The sequence below is a fragment of the Pseudomonas sp. NFACC10-1 genome (assembly GCF_900119195.1).
Classification (GTDB): Bacteria; Pseudomonadota; Gammaproteobacteria; order Pseudomonadales; family Pseudomonadaceae; genus Aquipseudomonas; species Aquipseudomonas cerasi.
Map to the genome: position 1 here is coordinate 246,374 of NZ_FPJB01000005.1, position 17,694 is coordinate 264,067.

General features: G+C 60.4%; 16 protein-coding genes. 10 read left to right on the top strand and 6 right to left on the bottom strand.

What is annotated here, in order from left to right; translation table 11 throughout:
* Positions 1-260 precede the first annotated feature (260 nt).
* Both trmA and BT119_RS16360 read right to left on the bottom strand, forming a co-directional pair.
* A complete protein-coding gene (gene trmA / locus BT119_RS16355; RefSeq protein WP_003399943.1) occupies positions 261-1,346 on the bottom strand; it encodes a tRNA (uridine(54)-C5)-methyltransferase TrmA in 1,086 nt (361 codons plus the stop codon).
* Positions 1,343-2,638 carry an NCS2 family permease gene (locus tag BT119_RS16360; protein ID WP_003368719.1) on the bottom strand — a complete coding sequence of 432 codons (1,296 nt, stop codon included), beginning with the start codon at positions 2,636-2,638 and terminating at the stop codon, positions 1,343-1,345. The genes trmA and BT119_RS16360 overlap by 4 nt, the downstream gene beginning before the upstream one ends.
* Before the next feature lie 265 nt (positions 2,639-2,903).
* Here BT119_RS16360 and BT119_RS16365 point away from each other — a divergent pair, with 265 nt between their 5' ends.
* From BT119_RS16365 to BT119_RS16390, 6 genes are all read left to right on the top strand, one after another.
* Complete coding sequence (locus tag BT119_RS16365) at positions 2,904-3,434, top strand: (2Fe-2S)-binding protein (RefSeq protein WP_003368718.1); 531 nt, start codon at positions 2,904-2,906, stop codon at positions 3,432-3,434.
* Positions 3,431-4,420, top strand: coding sequence for an FAD binding domain-containing protein (locus tag BT119_RS16370; protein ID WP_044309423.1), 990 nt, complete (start codon positions 3,431-3,433; stop codon positions 4,418-4,420). The genes BT119_RS16365 and BT119_RS16370 overlap by 4 nt, the downstream gene beginning before the upstream one ends.
* Positions 4,417-6,618 (top strand): xanthine dehydrogenase family protein molybdopterin-binding subunit, encoded by a 2,202-nt coding sequence (locus tag BT119_RS16375; RefSeq protein WP_072366357.1) that lies wholly within the window; start codon positions 4,417-4,419, stop codon positions 6,616-6,618. The genes BT119_RS16370 and BT119_RS16375 overlap by 4 nt, the downstream gene beginning before the upstream one ends.
* Positions 6,619-7,040: 422 nt before the next feature.
* Positions 7,041-8,480 (top strand): cytochrome ubiquinol oxidase subunit I, encoded by a 1,440-nt coding sequence (locus BT119_RS16380; protein WP_072366359.1) that lies wholly within the window; start codon positions 7,041-7,043, stop codon positions 8,478-8,480.
* A gap of 3 nt (positions 8,481-8,483) precedes the next feature.
* Positions 8,484-9,491, top strand: a complete 1,008-nt coding sequence (gene cydB, locus BT119_RS16385; protein WP_003368713.1) for a cytochrome d ubiquinol oxidase subunit II — start codon at positions 8,484-8,486, stop codon at positions 9,489-9,491.
* Between the two features lie 21 nt (positions 9,492-9,512).
* Entirely contained in the window at positions 9,513-9,680 is a 168-nt protein-coding gene (locus BT119_RS16390) for a DUF2474 domain-containing protein (protein ID WP_003368712.1), read from the top strand.
* A 93-nt stretch (positions 9,681-9,773) separates the two neighbouring features.
* Here BT119_RS16390 and BT119_RS16395 read toward each other — a convergent pair whose 3' ends face one another.
* On the bottom strand, positions 9,774-10,898 hold the full coding sequence (locus tag BT119_RS16395; RefSeq protein ID WP_003431638.1) for a methyltransferase: 1,125 nt from the start codon (positions 10,896-10,898) through the stop codon (positions 9,774-9,776).
* Between the two features lie 130 nt (positions 10,899-11,028).
* Positions 11,029-11,262 (bottom strand): helix-turn-helix domain-containing protein, encoded by a 234-nt coding sequence (locus BT119_RS16400; RefSeq protein ID WP_003340758.1) that lies wholly within the window; start codon positions 11,260-11,262, stop codon positions 11,029-11,031.
* 336 nt (positions 11,263-11,598) lie between these two features.
* On the opposite strand from BT119_RS16400, the gene BT119_RS16405 reads away from it, so the two are divergent.
* Positions 11,599-12,375, top strand: a complete 777-nt coding sequence (locus tag BT119_RS16405; RefSeq protein WP_003368708.1) for a ferredoxin--NADP reductase — start codon at positions 11,599-11,601, stop codon at positions 12,373-12,375.
* Between the two features lie 244 nt (positions 12,376-12,619).
* Here BT119_RS16405 and mscL read toward each other — a convergent pair whose 3' ends face one another.
* Positions 12,620-13,066 carry a large-conductance mechanosensitive channel protein MscL gene (mscL, locus tag BT119_RS16415; protein ID WP_003368707.1) on the bottom strand — a complete coding sequence of 149 codons (447 nt, stop codon included), beginning with the start codon at positions 13,064-13,066 and terminating at the stop codon, positions 12,620-12,622.
* Between the two features lie 196 nt (positions 13,067-13,262).
* Here mscL and radA point away from each other — a divergent pair, with 196 nt between their 5' ends.
* Positions 13,263-14,630: a DNA repair protein RadA gene (radA, locus tag BT119_RS16420; RefSeq protein ID WP_002555235.1), complete on the top strand. Its 1,368-nt coding sequence runs from the start codon at positions 13,263-13,265 to the stop codon at positions 14,628-14,630.
* Between the two features lie 14 nt (positions 14,631-14,644).
* On the opposite strand, the gene BT119_RS16425 is transcribed toward radA, so the two are convergent.
* Positions 14,645-15,019: a PilZ domain-containing protein gene (locus BT119_RS16425; RefSeq protein ID WP_003368702.1), complete on the bottom strand. Its 375-nt coding sequence runs from the start codon at positions 15,017-15,019 to the stop codon at positions 14,645-14,647.
* Positions 15,020-15,304: 285 nt separating this feature from the next.
* Between BT119_RS16425 and BT119_RS16430 the strand changes: the two genes are divergently transcribed.
* Positions 15,305-17,380, top strand: coding sequence for a carbon starvation CstA family protein (locus BT119_RS16430; protein ID WP_072366361.1), 2,076 nt, complete (start codon positions 15,305-15,307; stop codon positions 17,378-17,380).
* A gap of 27 nt (positions 17,381-17,407) precedes the next feature.
* Positions 17,408-17,605, top strand: coding sequence for a YbdD/YjiX family protein (locus tag BT119_RS16435; protein ID WP_003313802.1), 198 nt, complete (start codon positions 17,408-17,410; stop codon positions 17,603-17,605).
* Positions 17,606-17,694: the final 89 nt, after the last annotated feature.

The window sequence follows — 17,694 nt, forward strand, 5'->3', positions numbered from 1 at the left end:
CAGGTTTTTGGTTTATACCCCAGCGTATCGATAGGAAGCTAATAAATATTCTGACAGTTTCGCCGTGACGGGTATGAAAGAATCTGCGCCGCGTCGCATGTACAGGATAGGACGCGGAGCGTCCGGAACGGCATGCGACGCAGAGCGCCGCACGATAGTGAGATTATCGTTCCTCACGCTCCTGCGTGGGAATGCAGTTCACGACGCTCTGCGTCGCAAGAAGACGCGGAGCGTCGCACGATAGTGGCGTCCGGGGAGCTTCAACGGCGAACCAGCAGCACGCCCGATTCCATGTGGTGGGTGTACGGAAACTGATCGAACAGCGCGCAGCGCTCGACCCGGTGGGTGTCGTGCAGTTGGGCGATGTTGGCGGCCAGGGTTTCCGGGTTGCAGGAAATGTACAGAATGCGTTCGAAGCGCCGGGTCAGTTCGCAGGTGTCCGGGTCCATGCCGGCGCGGGGCGGGTCGACGAACACGCTGCCGAAATCGTAGCTCTTCAAGTCCACGCCGTGCAGACGACGGAACGGGCGCACTTCATTCAGGGCTTCGGTCAGTTCTTCGGCTGACAGGCGCACCAGCGTGACGTTGTCCACGCCGTTGTCATCCAGGTTGCTCAGCGCCGCGTTGACCGAGGTCTTGCTGATTTCGGTCGCCAGCACCTTGCGCACGCGGGTGGCCAGCGGCAGGGTGAAGTTGCCATTGCCGCAATACAGCTCCAGCAGGTCGTCCTGCCGCTCGCCCAGCGCGTCGAAGGCCCAGTTGAGCATCTTGCCGTTCACCGTGCCGTTGGGCTGAGTGAAAGCGCCTTCCGGTTGCCGGTAGCTGAACGTACGGCCAGCCACGTCGAGCTTCTCGGTCACGTAATCATGACCGATGACCAGCTTCTGACCCTTGGAGCGGCCAATCAGGCTGACGTCCAGTTCGGCAGCCAATTGCTCGGCTGCGGCCTGCCATTCGGCGTCCAGCGGGCGGTGATAACACAGGGTAATCATCGCGTCGCCTGCCAGCGTGGTCAGAAAGTCCACCTGAAACAGCTTGTGGTTCAACGTCGGGCTGGCTTCCCAGCGTTCGCGCAGCACCGGCATCAGCGCGTTGATACGCTCGCTGGCGATCGGCAGGCCTTCGAGCAGGATCGGCGTCCTGTTGTCGCCCGGCGCGAACATCGCGTAGTAGCGCTTCTGGTCTTCGCGCCACAGGCGGAACTCGGCGCGCAGCCGATAGTGTTCGCGTGGCGAGTCGAACACCTGCGGCTCGGGTGCATCGAACGGCGCCAGTAACTCGCGCAGGCGGACGGTTTTTTCTTCGAGCTGACGGTCGTAGCTCGCAGGGTCGAAGGGAACACTCATGCGTTGAACCAGCCCAGCTTGATCACGAACAGGATCGACAGGATCACCAGCGCTGAATTCAGCTCGCGCCAGCGTCCCGACAGCAGTTTGATCGCGGTCCAGGAAATGAAGCCAAAGGCGATGCCGTTGGCAATGGAGTAGGTGAATGGCATGGCCAGGGCAGTGATGACTACTGGCGCTGCGACTGTGATGTCATCCCAGTCGATTTCCGCCATGCCGGACGCCATCAATACGGCGACGAACAGCAGCGCGGGTGCGGTCGCGAAGGCCGGCACGCTGCCGGCCAGCGGGGCGAAGAACAGCGCCAGCAGGAACAGCACGGCGACCACTACGGCGGTCAGACCTGTGCGGCCACCCGCACTTACGCCTGCAGCCGACTCGATGTAGCTGGTGGTGGTCGAGGTGCCCAGCAGGGAGCCGGCCATTGCGGCAGTACTGTCGGCGATCAGCGCACGGCCCATCTTCGGCATGTGCCCGTCCTTGCCCATCAGCCCGGCGCGTTTGGCCACGCCGATGAGGGTGCCGGAGTTGTCGAAGATATCGACGAACAGGAAGGCGAAGATGATGCTGACCAGACCGACGTCCAGCGCACCCATGATGTCCAGTTGCATGAACGTGGGTGCCAGCGAAGGCGGCATCGACACCACACCGCCAAACGGCGAAAAGCCCAGGGCGATGGACACCAGGGTGACCGCGAGGATGCCGATCAGCACGGCGCCGCGCACTTTGAGGTAATCCAGGGCCACGATCAAAAAGAATCCCAGCGTCGCCAGTACCGGGGCTGGCTGTTTGAGATCGCCCATGCCGACCATGGTCGCCGGGTTGCTGACCACGATACCGGCGTTACGCAGGGCGATCAGCGCCAGAAACAGGCCGATACCGGCTGCAATCGCCGAGCGCAGGGGCAGGGGAATGCTGTTGATGATCCATTCACGGATCCGGAAGATCGACAGGATGAAGAACATCACCGCTGAAATGAACACCGCGCCCAGCGCCACCTGCCAGCTGTGACCCATGTGCAGGACCACGGTGTAGGTAAAGAATGCGTTCAAACCCATGCCCGGTGCCAGGGCGATCGGGTAGTTGGCGATCAGGCCCATGACCGTCGAGCCGATGGCCGCTGCCAGGCAGGTGGCGACGAACACGGCGCCCTTGTCCATGCCGGTTTCGCCGAGGATGCTCGGGTTGACGAACAGGATGTAAGCCATCGCCAGGAAAGTCGTGACGCCCGCAAGAATCTCGGTCCGCACGTTGGTGTTGTGTGCCTTGAGTTGAAACAGCCTTTCCAGCATGTCTGGCTCTCCGTGACGCGGCGCGCGTCGTGAATGATCGACTCCAGCAGCAAAGCACAGACTGCAGGGCAGCCCGTTTGATTTTTGCGGCTCGGAAAAAGCCGCGCATCATACCAGCAGCTTGGCGGGATGGCTGCCTGTGGATGACGGCCTTTCGATGACAAGTACGCTCATCAAGAAAGCCTGAACGTTGCAAACCTCGCGAAGTCCCACCCCTTAAGACGCATAAAAAGTGCGCTAAGCGACCGCCTACCGTGAGGTTTCCATGAGTGCAACGACCCCGAACCCCCAGGACTTCGCCACCCACGCGATTTCTCTGACCCTGAACGGACAGCTCCGCCAACTGGATGTGCTGCCCTGGACCACCTTGCTTGACCTGCTGCGCGATCAGCTCGATCTGGTCGGCACCAAGAAAGGCTGCGACCACGGCCAGTGCGGTGCATGTACCGTACTGCGCGACGGCACGCGCATCAATGCCTGCCTGACGCTGGCGATCATGTGTGACGGCGCCGAGCTGACCACCATTGAAGGCCTGGCCGATGGCGACCAGTTGCACCCCATGCAGCAGGCGTTCATCAAGAACGATGCGTTCCAGTGCGGCTACTGCACGCCCGGGCAGATCTGCTCGGCTGTCGGGCTTGCCAATGAAGGTCGCGCCAGCACGCGTGCCGAGATTCAGGAACTGATGAGCGGTAACCTGTGCCGCTGCGGTGCCTACAGCAATATTCTCGCCGCCGTCGAAGAGGCGTTGCCACAGTTCCACAATGCGGCGCCGAAGCCGGAGGTGAACGCATGAATCCGTTTACCTACAGCAAGCCGACCGACATCACCGCAGCGGTCAACCTGAGCGGCCCGGCCACGCGCTTCATTGCGGGCGGCACCAACCTGCTCGACCTGATGAAAGAAAACGTCGCCACGCCCGAGCACCTGATCGACATCACCGGCCTGCCTTTAAGGGATGTCACTGAAACCGCCTCGGGCGGTCTGATGATCGGTGCGTTGGTCAGCAACGCCGACCTGGCCTATCACCCGTTGATCGAAGCGCGTTACCCGCTGCTGAGCAAAGCGGTGTTGGCCGGTGCGTCGCCGCAGTTGCGCAACATGGCCAGCACTGGCGGCAACCTGCTGCAACGCACCCGCTGCTATTACTTCTATGACACCGGCGTGCCGTGCAACAAGCGCGAACCGGGCAGCGGCTGCCCGGCGCGCACCGGCGTGAATCGCATTCACGCGATTCTCGGTGCCAGCGAAGATTGCGTCGCGACTCACCCTTCCGACATGTGCGTGGCCCTGGCTGCGCTGGAAGCGGTGGTGCATGTCCAGGGACGTGCCGGTCGTCGCACCATCGAGTTCGCGGATTTCCACCGCCTGCCGGGTGATGCGCCGCAGCGTGACAATCAGTTGGCCGACGATGAGTTGATCATTGCTGTCGAGCTGCCTGCAAACGGCTTTGTCAGCCACAACGCTTATCTGAAAATCCGCGACCGTGCGTCCTACGCGTTTGCCCTGATATCGGTGGCTGCCGCCATCGAACTGGACGGCGAGGTGATTCGCGACGTGCGTCTGGCGTTGGGCGGTGTCGCGCACAAGCCATGGCGCGACAAGGCGGTCGAAGCGCTGCTGATCGGCAAGCCGGTCACCCGCGAGAACTTCGCCGCTGCCGCAGACGCCATGCTGGAAGATGCTCAGCCTCTGGAGCACAACGGTTTCAAGGTCAGACTGGCCCGCCGCGCGATCATTCGTGCCTTGAGCGATGCCGCAACAGGAGGGAGCGCCCAATGAACCAGCCATTTTCGCCAATGGGCAAGCCTGTGGACCGCGTCGACGGCCGATTGAAAGTGACCGGTGGCGCACGTTACGCCGGTGAATACCCTGAAGAAGGGTTGCTGTACGGCAGCGTGGTCTCCAGCACCATCGCCAACGGGCGCGTCGCCAGCATCGATACGAGCGAGGCAATGAAGGTGCCGGGTGTGGTCGCGGTCATTGACCACACCAATCGTCCTTCGCTGGCCAGCTACGACGAAAACTATGAGGACGCCGATTCGGCTGACGGGTCGCCGTTTCGTCCTTTCTACAACGACAACGTGATGTACAGCGGCCAACCGCTCGCGCTGGTCGTTGCCGATACGCTGGAGCTGGCGCGGCATGCGGGCTCGTTGGTGCGTATCGAATACGAGCAGCAGGAGCACCAGACCGATCTGCAGGCCATGCTCGACACCGCTTATGACGCGCCTGCCGAATTGCCGCCGCCGCGTGGCAACTTTGAGGGTGAACTGGCCAGCTCTGCGCTGAGTGTGGACGTGACATACAGCACGCCCAGCGAATACCACAACCCAATGGAGCCGCACGCGTCGACCGTCCTGTATCAGGCCGACGGCAGCTTGCAGATTCACGACAAGACGCAGGGTACGCAAAACTGTCAGGACTACCTGCACAAGGTCTTTGGCCTGGAAAAGGACAAGATCCGTGTGCTGGCCGCCTTTGTCGGTGGTGCCTTCGGCTCCGGCCTGCGCCCGCAATATCAGTTGCCGCTGGCGGTGATGGCTGCATTGCACCTCAAGCGTTCCGTGCGCCTGACGCTGACCCGGCAGCAAATGTTCACCTTCGGTTATCGCCCGCGCACCATTCAGCGTCTGCGTCTGGGTGCGGCTGCCAACGGCCGTTTGCTGGCGGTCGGTCATGAGGCCATCGGGCAGACTTCGCGCTTCGAAGATTTCAGCGAACACGTGGTGGAATGGAGCGGCATGCTCTATCACTGCGACAACGTGAAGTTGACCTATAAGCTGGTGCCGCTGGATGTGTTCACGCCGCTCGACATGCGTGCGCCAGGTGCTGCCCTGGGCATGATTGGCCTGGAATGCGCCATGGACGAGCTGGCTTACGCCTTGGCCATCGACCCGGTGCGCCTGCGTCTGACCAACTACGCCGAGCGCAACGGTAACGAAGACAAGCCGTATTCGAGCAAGGAATTGCGCGAATGCTACGCCCAGGGTGCCGAACGCTTTGGCTGGTCCAGCCGTAACCCTGAGCCACGCAGCATGCGCCAGGGCCGTCAACTGGTCGGCTGGGGCATGGCCGGCGGTGTCTGGGAGGCCATGCAGATGAAGGCCAGCGCCAAGGCGCGTCTGCAAGGTGACGGCAAGCTGGTGGTCAGTAGTGCTACCACCGACATCGGCACCGGCACTTATACCGTCATGACGCAGATCGCTGCAGAATCGTCGGGTATCGAAGTGGATAACGTCAGCTTCCTGCTGGGTGATTCTTCATTGCCGACTGCGCCGTTGCAGGGTGGCTCGTTCACGGTTTCTTCAGTCGGTACTGCGGTGCAACAGGCCTGTCAGGCTTTGCAGCGTCAGGTACTGGAAGTTGCCAAGGGGCAGCATCCACAATTCGCTTCCGTGACGCCGGATCAGGTTCGCTTCGAAGCGGGCAAGCTGCACATAGGCGATCAGGCGCTATCGATGGCTGAACTGGCAGCGTCTCAGGCTCACGGTGTCATCGAGGTGCAAGTCGACTCCGAGCCGGACAAGAAGCGCGAAGCCTATGCGGCAGCGACGCACTCGGCGGTGTTCGTCGAAGTGTTGGTTGACGAGGATCTGGGCACTATCAAGGTCAATCGTGTGGTCAGTGCCGTGGCAGCGGGCAGGGTCGTGAACCCGAAAATGGCGCGCAGCCAGATTCTGGGTGGCGTTGTCTGGGGCATGGGCATGGCGCTTCAGGAAGAGGCGATGCTTGACCACGACCTGGGCCGTCCGATGAACCACAGCCTGGCCGAGTACCACATCCCGGTGAACGCTGACATCGGCGACATCGACGTGCTGTTTGTCGAAGAACACGACGATATCGTCAACGCGCTGGGCTCCAAGGGCGTCGGTGAAATCGGCATCGTAGGCGTCCCGGCAGCGATCGCCAACGCGATCTATCACGCCACCGGCAAGCGGATCCGCGAGTTTCCGATCACGTTGGATAAGCTGTTGTAACAGCGACCGCAAATCCAACGGCCTATCATGCCAATGCTCTGCATTGGCATGCAGTGCGTGACGCTCTACATCCTCCTGCGCAGGCAGTGCGGCGCAGGTGTGACGCGGAGCGTCACGAACGGCATTCCCACGCGGAGTGTGAGGAACGATAGGTGCCCGGAAGGACTCCGCATCTGCAAGCGCTGTGCAGGTGAGACAACCCGCCACGCGACAATAGACCACACGACTTTAATGGCTGAACAGGACTACTCTTTGATGGTCGATTGATCTGCATCATTGCGTTCAGGCAATGATCGGTGCATCGACCAGCGTTTTCGCCATTGGAAACGCCAGAATAAAGAAACATAAGCACTCATTACCGTGGGGGCAATCGCTGTTGGCTTGCGGCCGGCAGCAGGTTTCATCTGAGAGAGGAACATCCTATGTTCGGTTTAGAGGCTATAGATCTCGCCCGGATCCAGTTCGCATTCACGATTTCGTTTCACATCCTGTTTCCTGCCATCACTATTGGTCTGGCAAGTTACCTGGCTGTGCTCGAAGGCCTGTGGCTGAAGACCCGCGATGACGTCTACCGTGACCTGTACCACTTCTGGTCGAAGATTTTTGCTGTCAACTTCGGCATGGGCGTGGTTTCCGGGCTCGTCATGGCCTACCAGTTCGGCACCAACTGGAGCCGCTTCTCCGACTTCGCAGGTGCTGTGACCGGCCCGTTGCTGACCTACGAGGTGCTGACCGCGTTCTTCCTCGAAGCGGGCTTCCTCGGCGTCATGCTGTTCGGCTGGAATCGTGTCGGCCGCAACCTGCACTTCTTCTCCACGGTAATGGTCGCCATCGGCACGCTGATCTCCACCTTCTGGATTCTGTCGTCCAACAGCTGGATGCAGACGCCGCAAGGGTTCGAGATCATTGACGGTCGGGTCATTCCCACTGACTGGTTCGCCGTGGTCTTCAACCCGTCGTTCCCTTATCGCCTGACGCACATGGCGATTGCCGCATTCGTGGCGACGGCGTTCTTCGTCGGTTCTTCGGCTGCCTGGCACCTGTTGCGGGGCCGTGACACACCTGCGGTACGCAAGATGCTCTCGATGGCCATGTGGATGGCCCTGCTGGTGGCGCCTGTCCAGGCTGTCGTCGGTGACTTCCACGGTCTGAATACGCTCAAGCATCAGCCTGCGAAGATCGCGGCCATCGAAGGTCACTGGGAGAACGTCGGTGACGAACCGACCCCGCTGATCCTGTTCGGCATTCCCGACATGAAGGAAGAGCGGACCAAGTTCGCGGTGGAAATTCCGTACCTGGGCAGCCTGATCCTGACTCACAGTCTCGACAAGCAGGTGCCGGCGCTCAAGGAGTTCAAGCCTGAGGATCGCCCTAACTCGACAATCGTGTTCTGGTCGTTCCGGGTCATGGTCGCCCTCGGCATGCTGATGATCTTCACCGGCCTGTGGAGCCTGTGGCTGCGCAAGCGCGGCACGCTGTATAACTCGCGTCCGTTCCTGTACCTGGCGTTGTGGATGGGGCCGTCTGGCCTGATCGCGATTCTCGCCGGCTGGTTCACCACCGAAATCGGTCGTCAGCCGTGGGTCGTGTACGGCCTGATGCGTACCGCGGATGCGTCGTCCGGGCACAGCGTGGCGCAGATGAGCATCACCCTGGTGCTGTTCGTGGTCGTCTACTTCGTGCTCTTCGGTACAGGTCTTGGCTACATGATGCGTCTGGTTCGCAAAGGGCCGAAAGCCTACATCGAACATGTGCCTCACGGTGGTCCCGGCCAGCAACGCACACCGGCCCGTCCGCTCTCCGCCGCTGTTGAAGGCGAAGAAGATGGCGGCAATCTTGACCCGCTCGGCAAGGGGATTTAAGCCATGGGTATCGATCTTCCGCTGATCTGGGCCGTCATCATCGTCTTCGGCATCATGATGTACGTGGTGATGGACGGCTTCGATCTGGGTATCGGGATTCTCTTCCCGTTCATGAAGGACAGCTCCGACCGCGACGTGATGATGAACACCGTCGCGCCGGTCTGGGACGGCAACGAAACCTGGCTGGTGCTGGGCGGTGCGGCATTGTTCGGTGCTTTCCCGCTGGCCTACTCGGTGGTCCTGTCTGCGCTGTACCTGCCGCTGATGTTCATGCTCATGGGCCTGATCTTCCGTGGCGTGGCATTCGAGTTCCGCTTCAAGGCGACCGAGCTGAAGCGCCACTGGTGGGACAAGGCGTTCATTGGCGGCTCGCTGGCTGCGACCTTCTTCCAAGGCGTGGCACTGGGCGCCTACATTGAAGGCATTCCGGTGGTCGATCGCCAGTTTGCCGGAGGCTCGCTGGACTGGCTCTCGCCGTTCCCGATGTTCTGCGGGCTGGCCTTGATCGTTGCCTATGCGCTGCTGGGCTGCACCTGGCTGATCATGAAAACCGAAGGCTCGCTGCAGAAGGCGATGCATGATCTGGCACGTCCGCTGGCCCTTGCAGTGCTCGCGGTCATGGCCGTGGTCAGCCTGTGGACGCCGCTGGCTCATGCTGATATCGCGCATCGCTGGTTCAGCACGCCCAACCTGTTCTGGTTCATGCCGGTACCCATTCTGGTGCTGGTGACCATGTACGGTCTGTTCAAGGCGGTGGCCCGCAATGCTCACTACACGCCGTTTCTGCTGACCCTGTTGCTGATTTTTCTGGGCTACAGCGGTCTGGGGATCAGCCTGTGGCCGAACATCATTCCGCCTTCGGTATCGATCTGGGCAGCCGCCGCACCGCCGCAGAGCCAGGGCTTCATGCTGGTGGGCACGCTGTTCATCATTCCGTTCATCCTGGGCTACACCTTCTGGAGCTACTACGTGTTCCGCGGCAAGGTGACGGCTGCAGACGGTTATCACTAGTCCGAACCGAGGAGAATGACGATGTCTGGTAAGCATTCCATGCACGATCCTGATCCGGCACTGAGCAAGCCGCTCTGGCAACGACTGGCCTGGCTGGTCGGAATCTGGGCGGGCAGCGTATTTGCGCTGTTCATCGTGGCCAGCCTGATGCGCATGTTCATGAGTGCAGCGGGCCTGACGACACACTGATACTGAATTCCCGTTCGTGTCCTCCGGACACGTTTTGCGACCCTCTTGCCACTCGCGTGGCAAGGGGGTCTTTTTTTTTGCCGTGGGCCTGGGTTACTTGCGGGCTTTCAGAATCACGAATTTCGGCGTGGCGGCGACTTGCTCGACGCCGCGGAACAGGCGCGACAGCTTGGTGTGATAACCCAGGTGGCGATTGCCGACGATATACAGCGCCCCGCCGGTCACCAGAGCGGCCCGGGCCTGAAGAAACATCCGCCAGGCAAGAAAGTCGCCAACCACTTGCTGCTGGTGGAAGGGCGGGTTGCACAGCACCACATCCAGCGAGTCAGGCTCCTGCATCTCCAGACCGTCGCCTGCGCGAAGCTGTACGTCGCGATCCCCCAGCGTCGCTTGCCAGTTCTCGGCTGCCGATTGCACGGCCATGAACGACTCGTCGACCAGCGTGTAGTGCGCCTGCGGGTTGTCCAGCGCGCTGGCAATGGCCAGCACGCCGTTACCGCAACCCAGGTCTGCGACCCTTGCCGTACCAAGGTTTTTCGGCAGATGCGGCAGGAAGGCGCGGGTGCCGATGTCCAGCCCGTCGCGGCAGAACACATTGGCATGGTTGAGCAGTTCGATGGCCGGATCATCCAGCCGGTAGCGCGTCGGGTAGGGCGAGGTGCGCACTTCCATGGGCTGTGGCGTGGCGAACAGCAATCTGGCTTTTTTCACTGCCAGCGAGGCCTGTACCGGTCCGACATATTCCTCCAGCAAGTCGCCCGCCGAGCGCGGCAAATGCTTGACCATTGCCGCAGCGATGACCCGAGCGCCGGGGGCCAGTTGACCTTGCAGGCGTATCAGTTGCTCTTCGAGCAGCGCCAGGGTCTTGGGCACCCGGATCAGCACCCAGTCGAATGGCCCCTGCAACGCTTCGCTGGCCGGTATGTGCGGTACTGCGTCGTAGCTCATGCCGTTGCGTGCCAGATTTTTTTCCAGCCCCTGCGCCGCCAGAAACGAGTCGGTGCTGCTGATCACCGTGGCATGTGGCGCGAGACTTGCCGCCAACGCGCCGAAACTGTCATTGAGCACCAGAACCCGGCTTTGCAGGCTCAGCCCTGCTTCTGCAACATGATTGAGCAGGTACTCGTCAGCGGCATCGAAGGCCTGCAGGGGCTCATCCTGTTGCTCGGGTTGGCGAATGAGATCAAGTTCAGCGAAGGGACTGATGAGCAGGGGCATTGGCGGGAAAACTCTGTGCAATCGAAGGTATGTCAGTGAGCCCGATGACAGGTGGGCTCGCTGAGACAGACGATTTTACGTATTTTTTCGTTTCGATACCTGTCTGATTACGCGGTGATTGCCCGTTTTGTCAGAACATCCCGCTGAGTGCGGCTTGTACGGCGGCAGCCGTCTTGTTGCAAACGCCCATTTTTTGAATGGCGCTGGCAATGTGGAAGTGAATGGTGCGCTCCTTCAGGCAGAGGATCATTGCGATGTCGCCAGCTGTTTTGCCTTCAGCGGACCATTTGAGGACTTCGATTTCTCTCTGAGTCAGGTTTTTTGCTGGCGAGGGCTGTGAGAAATTTATGTCCATCGTGTTCATGTAGCCTCCTTGCAGTACGTGTACAGACCTTGCTGGGTGTTTATCCAGTTTAGGGACAAATACATGACAGTCCGTGGTGGCGCGGATCAGCCGGACGGATGGGCTGATGGCACTTGGCAGCGTGTTCTGGGGCTGTCGGCTGAAACCCTCGCGCGAGAAGGGTCGGGGTAATCGGCTCTGTGGATGTTCGACCCTGCAAGGGCTGATCCAAGAACCAAATACTCTAAGCTGCAGAGCCCGTTGCCGGGTAATCCATCACAAACAGCCGGTGTTTATCGAGCCTGCTTTGCGGGACACTGGGCGCTGCTTTCCATATTCAGGAGTTCAAAGCGCACCATGACCGTCAGTGACGACAAATTCACCCGACAGACACTGCAGCGTGTCACGCCGCTGACCGCGAACCTGTTCACCCTGCGTACCACGCGTGATCCCGGTTTTCGCTTTCGTGCCGGACAGTTTGCGCGTCTCGGGGTGACCAAGGCCGACGGCACGGTGGTATGGCGTGCCTATTCGATGGTTTCTTCTCCGCACGATGAGTTTCTGGAGTTTTTTTCCATCGTGGTGCCGGATGGCGAATTCACCAGCGAGTTGAGCCGCTTGCGGGAGGGCGACAGTCTGTTGGTGGAAAAGCAGGCGTTTGGTTATCTGACTCTGGATCGTTTCATTGACGGTCGCGATCTCTGGCTGTTATCCACAGGCACTGGGGTCGCACCGTTTCTGTCGATCCTTCAGGATTTCGAGGTCTGGGAGAAGTTCGAGCGGGTGATTCTGGTGTACAGCGTTCGTGAGTCGCGCGAGCTGGCCTATCAGCAATTGATTGCCGAACTGATGCAGCGTGAGTACCTGGCTGAATACGCGGACAAGTTTCTGTTTTTGCCTACGGTGACCCGCGAGCAGCATCCGGGTGCATTGAATGGGCGTATCACGCAGTTGATCGAAAACGGAGAGCTGGAGCGCGCTGCCGGTATTGCCCTCACGCCGGAGCATTCGCGGGTGATGTTGTGTGGCAATCCGCAGATGATCGATGACACTCGGGCGATTCTCAAGCAGCGCGAGATGCGCTTGAGCCTGTCACGCAAGCCGGGGCAAGTGGCGGTGGAAACGTATTGGTGATGGCTGGCAGCTGGCTATGGCTATCGTGCCGAGCATTGGCACGATAGTCACATAACTATCGTTCCTCACGCTCCGCGTGGGAATGCAGTTCATGACGCTCCGCGTCACACAGCGGCTTTTCTTTGTCAGGCGGATCAGCGCCAGGACGCAGCCGTCACTTACGTCGCAATTTGCGTCATTAGTGACATCGCGGTTGAAAGGCGCTGCGTGGGGGCGATGGCCTGCAGGTGCAGGCCTTACTCAATCAAGGCGTACGCGCAGGATCCACGGTAATGGGCGCTGCCGGTTTGCTCTGCTCCTTGAGCAGGTCGCGGATTTCGCTCAGCAGGATTTCCTGCTTGGTGGGCGTTGGCGGCAGGGTAGGCGCTTTGGCTTCTTCGCGTTTCAGGCGGTTGATGGCCTTGACGCCCATGAAGATCGCGAACGCGACGATGATGAAGTCGATAACGGTCTGGATGAACTTGCCGTAAGCCAGCAGTACCGCAGGTGCGGTCCCTTGCGCGGGGCGCAGGGTGACCGCCAGGTCACTGAAGTCGACGCCGCCAATCAACAGGCCCAGCGGCGGCATGATGACATCGCCGACGAACGAAGAAACGATCTTGCCGAATGCCGCGCCGATGATAATACCGACGGCCATATCAACTACGTTGCCTTTGACCGCGAATGCCTTGAATTCCTTAAGCACGCTCATGGGGTAATTCCTTGTAGCAGATAAATTTGATCCGGATGAGTGTAGCCCAGACGTACTGCTGCCGCCCGTGCCACTTTCAATCGACCGGAGTCGTCCGCGTAAGTTTTATCCGGTTTTCAAAAGCAGTCGTCGCCCTGCGACTGGCAGGTGTTGCAACCTGCGTTATCATGGGCGTTTTCTAACGACTGGGGTTGTCATGGCCAAGGCCAAACGCTTGTACGGCTGCACCGAGTGCGGCGCGACATTTCCCAAGTGGGCGGGCCAGTGCAGCGAATGCGGTGCCTGGAACACACTGGTCGAAACCATGATTGAAAGCGGTGCCGCCGCGCCGCCTACCGGGCGTACCGGCTGGACCGGTTCCCAGGCGCAGATCAGGACCCTGGCGGAGGTCAGTGTCGAAGAGATTCCGCGCTTCTCCACCAACTCCACCGAGCTGGACAGGGTGCTCGGCGGCGGTCTGGTTGATGGTTCGGTGGTGCTGATCGGCGGTGACCCCGGCATCGGCAAGTCCACGATCCTCTTGCAGACGCTGTGCAACATTGCCCAGCGCATGCCCGCGTTGTACGTCACCGGTGAGGAATCCCAGCAGCAGGTCGCCATGCGTGCCCGTCGTCTGGGACTGCCGCAGGACAAGCTGCGGGTCATGACCGAAACCTGCATCGAGACCATCATTGCCACCGCCAAGGTCGAGAAGCCCAAGGTGATGGTGATCGATTCGATCCAGACGATTTTCACCGAACAGTTGCAGTCGGCCCCCGGCGGCGTGTCGCAGGTTCGCGAAAGCGCTGCCTTGCTGGTGCGTTACGCCAAGCAGAGCGGCACGGCGATCTTCCTGGTCGGTCACGTCACCAAGGAAGGCGCCTTGGCCGGTCCGCGCGTGCTTGAGCACATGGTCGACACCGTGTTGTATTTCGAGGGCGAGTCGGACGGGCGCCTGCGCCTGCTGCGGGCGGTGAAGAACCGCTTTGGCGCGGTCAACGAGCTGGGCGTGTTCGGCATGACCGACAAGGGCCTGAAGGAAGTCTCCAATCCGTCTGCGATCTTTCTTACCCGTGCGCAGGAAGAAGTGCCGGGCAGTGTGGTCATGGCGACCTGGGAAGGCACGCGGCCGATGCTGGTGGAGGTGCAGGCGCTGGTGGACGACAGTCACATGTCCAACCCGCGCCGCGTGACGCTGGGTCTGGATCAGAATCGTCTGGCCATGCTGCTGGCTGTTCTGCACCGCCACGGCGGCATTCCCACTCACGACCAGGACGTGTTTCTCAACGTGGTAGGTGGGGTGAAGGTGCTGGAAACCGCATCCGACCTGGCCTTGATGGCAGCCGTAATGTCCAGCCTGCGCAATCGTCCGCTACCGCATGACTTGCTGGTGTTCGGTGAGGTGGGGCTGTCGGGTGAAGTCAGGCCGGTGCCCAGTGGGCAGGAGCGCCTCAAGGAGGCCGCCAAGCACGGCTTCAAACGCGCCATCGTGCCCAAGGGCAATGCGCCTAAGGAGGCGCCGCCCGGTTTGCAGATCATTGCCGTTACGCGACTGGAACAGGCCCTGGATGCGCTGTTCGAGTAACCTCGCCCTGAGGATTATTCCTGCAGTTCGATCAAGGCTGCCAGTTCCCGATCCAGTTCCTCGGGGTCTCCGAGGTTCAATTCGACCAGCCGCCTCAGGTGGCTGATCGAGTCCAGCCCTATGTGCCGGCAAACGCATCCCAGTTGCCGTTTGTTGTCATGAGTGATTTCGACATCCATTTTCACATGGGCATCGTTGCTTAGAATGATGTCGACTTCAAAGGGCTGCGTCTGATCACCGTTCCACGGATCAGGCCGTTCGATCAGCAGCCCTTTGAGGGACAGGTCGACCAGTTGCACTTTCCAGCTTTTGTCGCCTTGCTTCAGATCGGTCTTGGCATCAAAGGCAATGCGTTTGAAACGACGGCGATCTGCAGGTGAGTCGGTCATCGAATGAACTCTCTTGTTGACCGCCGCCGGAGTCAGCGTGCAGGTCGTTATCTGATCGATTCTGTTGTCCATGCACGATAGACCGTAAAGCAATTGCAGAACAGTTCCGCATCACGGTTTTGTGATCGGGACGCCATCTGTCGAGGCCATTCCAGCCCTCTATGCCGGGTATCTGCCGCAATTGATCAAATTTCGACCTAGACCTTGGTTGGGGGTGGTCTTTCGCTGATCCGGCGCTAAACTCGCATGGCTTGCCTTCTAGTCAACTCTGCTGGAATAAAAAAAATGAAAAATAATAATAGTCTGATGCGCCATGTTCCCTGGCTCATCATCGCCATTGTCGGGGCATGTGCCCTTGGGGTCGTGGCCTTGCGTCGCGGAGAGGCGATCAACGCCTTGTGGATAGTGGTCGCTGCGGTAGCTATCTACCTGGTTGCCTATCGTTACTACAGTCTTTTCATCGCCACTCACGTCATGCAGCTCGATCCGCTGCGTGCGACACCGGCAGTGGTCAACAACGACGGTCTGGACTATGTGCCGACCAACAAACACATCCTCTTCGGTCACCACTTTGCAGCCATCGCCGGCGCAGGCCCGCTGGTCGGCCCGGTACTGGCAGCGCAAATGGGCTATCTACCCGGTACGCTCTGGCTGATTGCCGGCGTGGTGCTGGCCGGTGCGGTGCAGGACTTCATGATCCTGTTCCTTTCCACACGCCGTAACGGTCGCTCGCTGGGCGACATGGTGCGCGAGGAAATGGGCCGTATTCCCGGCACCATCGCGCTGTTCGGCTGTTTCCTGATCATGATCATCATCCTTGCGGTGCTGGCGCTGATCGTGGTCAAGGCCCTGGCCGAGAGCCCTTGGGGCATGTTCACGGTCATGGCGACGATCCCGATCGCGATGTTCATGGGCATTTATATGCGCTACATCCGTCCGGGACGCATTGGTGAGATCTCCATCGTCGGCGTCATTCTGTTGCTCGGTTCGATCTGGGTCGGCGGCATGGTCGCGGCGGATCCGACCTGGGGTCCGATGTTCACGTTCACCGGTGTGCAGATCACCTGGATGCTGGTCGGCTACGGTTTTGTCGCGGCCATGCTGCCGGTCTGGCTGCTGCTTGCGCCACGTGACTACCTGTCGACCTTCCTGAAAATCGGCACCATTCTGGCGCTGGCAATCGGCATCCTGATTCTGGCGCCCGAGCTGAAAATGCCGGCCCTGACCCAGTTCACCAACGGCACAGGCCCGGTCTGGAAGGGCGCATTGTTCCCGTTCCTGTTCATCACCATTGCCTGCGGTGCGGTATCGGGTTTCCACGCACTGATCTCGTCGGGCACGACGCCCAAGCTGCTGGATAACGAAAAGAACGCCCGCTACATCGGTTACGGCGGCATGCTGATGGAATCCTTCGTGGCCATCATGGCAATGGTTGCCGCTTCGGTGATCGAGCCGGGTGTGTACTTCGCCATGAACAGCCCTGCTGCGGTGGTCGGCAGTGACGTGGTAACAGTGGCGCAGACCGTGTCCAGCTGGGGCTTTGCCATCACGCCGGAGCAACTGACCGCTGTTGCGAAAGACATCGGTGAAAACACCGTGCTGGCCCGTGCCGGCGGTGCTCCGACGCTGGCCGTCGGTATCGCGCAGATCCTCCATCAGGTGCTGCCGGGTGAAAACACCATGGCGTTCTGGTACCACTTTGCGATTCTGTTCGAGGCGCTGTTCATTCTGACCGCCGTCGACGCCGGTACACGTGCCGGACGCTTCATGCTGCAGGACCTGCTGGGCAGCTTCGTCCCGGCCTTGAAGCGCACCGAGTCGTGGACGGCCAACGCCATCGGCACCGGCGGTTGCGTAGCGCTGTGGGGCTATCTGCTGTATCAGGGTGTAATCGATCCGCTGGGTGGCATCAATACCTTGTGGCCACTGTTCGGTATCTCCAACCAGATGCTCGCCGGTATCGCCCTGATGCTCGCCAGCGTGGTGCTGATCAAGATGAAGCGCCAGCGCTATGTCTGGGTGACCGTGCTGCCTGCCACCTGGCTGCTGATCTGCACCGTGACGGCTGGCTTGATCAAGCTGTTCGATGCCAACCCTGCGGTAGGTTTCCTGGCCCTGGCCAAGAAATACAGCGCGGCGGCCGATGCCGGTCAGATTCTGGCCCCGGCCAAGACCATGGATCAGATGCAGCATGTGATCTTCAACGCTTACACCAACGCCGGGCTGACCGTGCTGTTCCTGTTCGTGGTGTTCAGCATCCTGTTCTACGCCATTAAAGTCGGCCGAGCGGCCTGGAGCACCAAGGAGCGCACCGACAAGGAAGCTCCGTTTCAGGCCATGCCGCCAGCGTCGCAGGTGTGACCATGCTTACCCATAGAGGATTTGCCCATGTTCAATGACCTGAGTCGCCTCGGCAAATACCTCGGTCAGGCCGCGCGCCTGATGGTGGGCATGCCGGACTACGACACTTACGTAGAGCACATGCAGAACACCCACCCGGACAAGCCGGTGATGACCTATGAGCAGTTCTTTCGGGAGCGGCAAGAGGCCCGTTACGGCGGCAAGGCCGGTCCGAAATGCTGTTGATCCGCTGATCTGCGTTATTGTTTGATCCGACGCGCCGCAGGCCATCACCTGTGGCGCGTTTTCATTTCAGCTGAATGCCTCACGCCAGG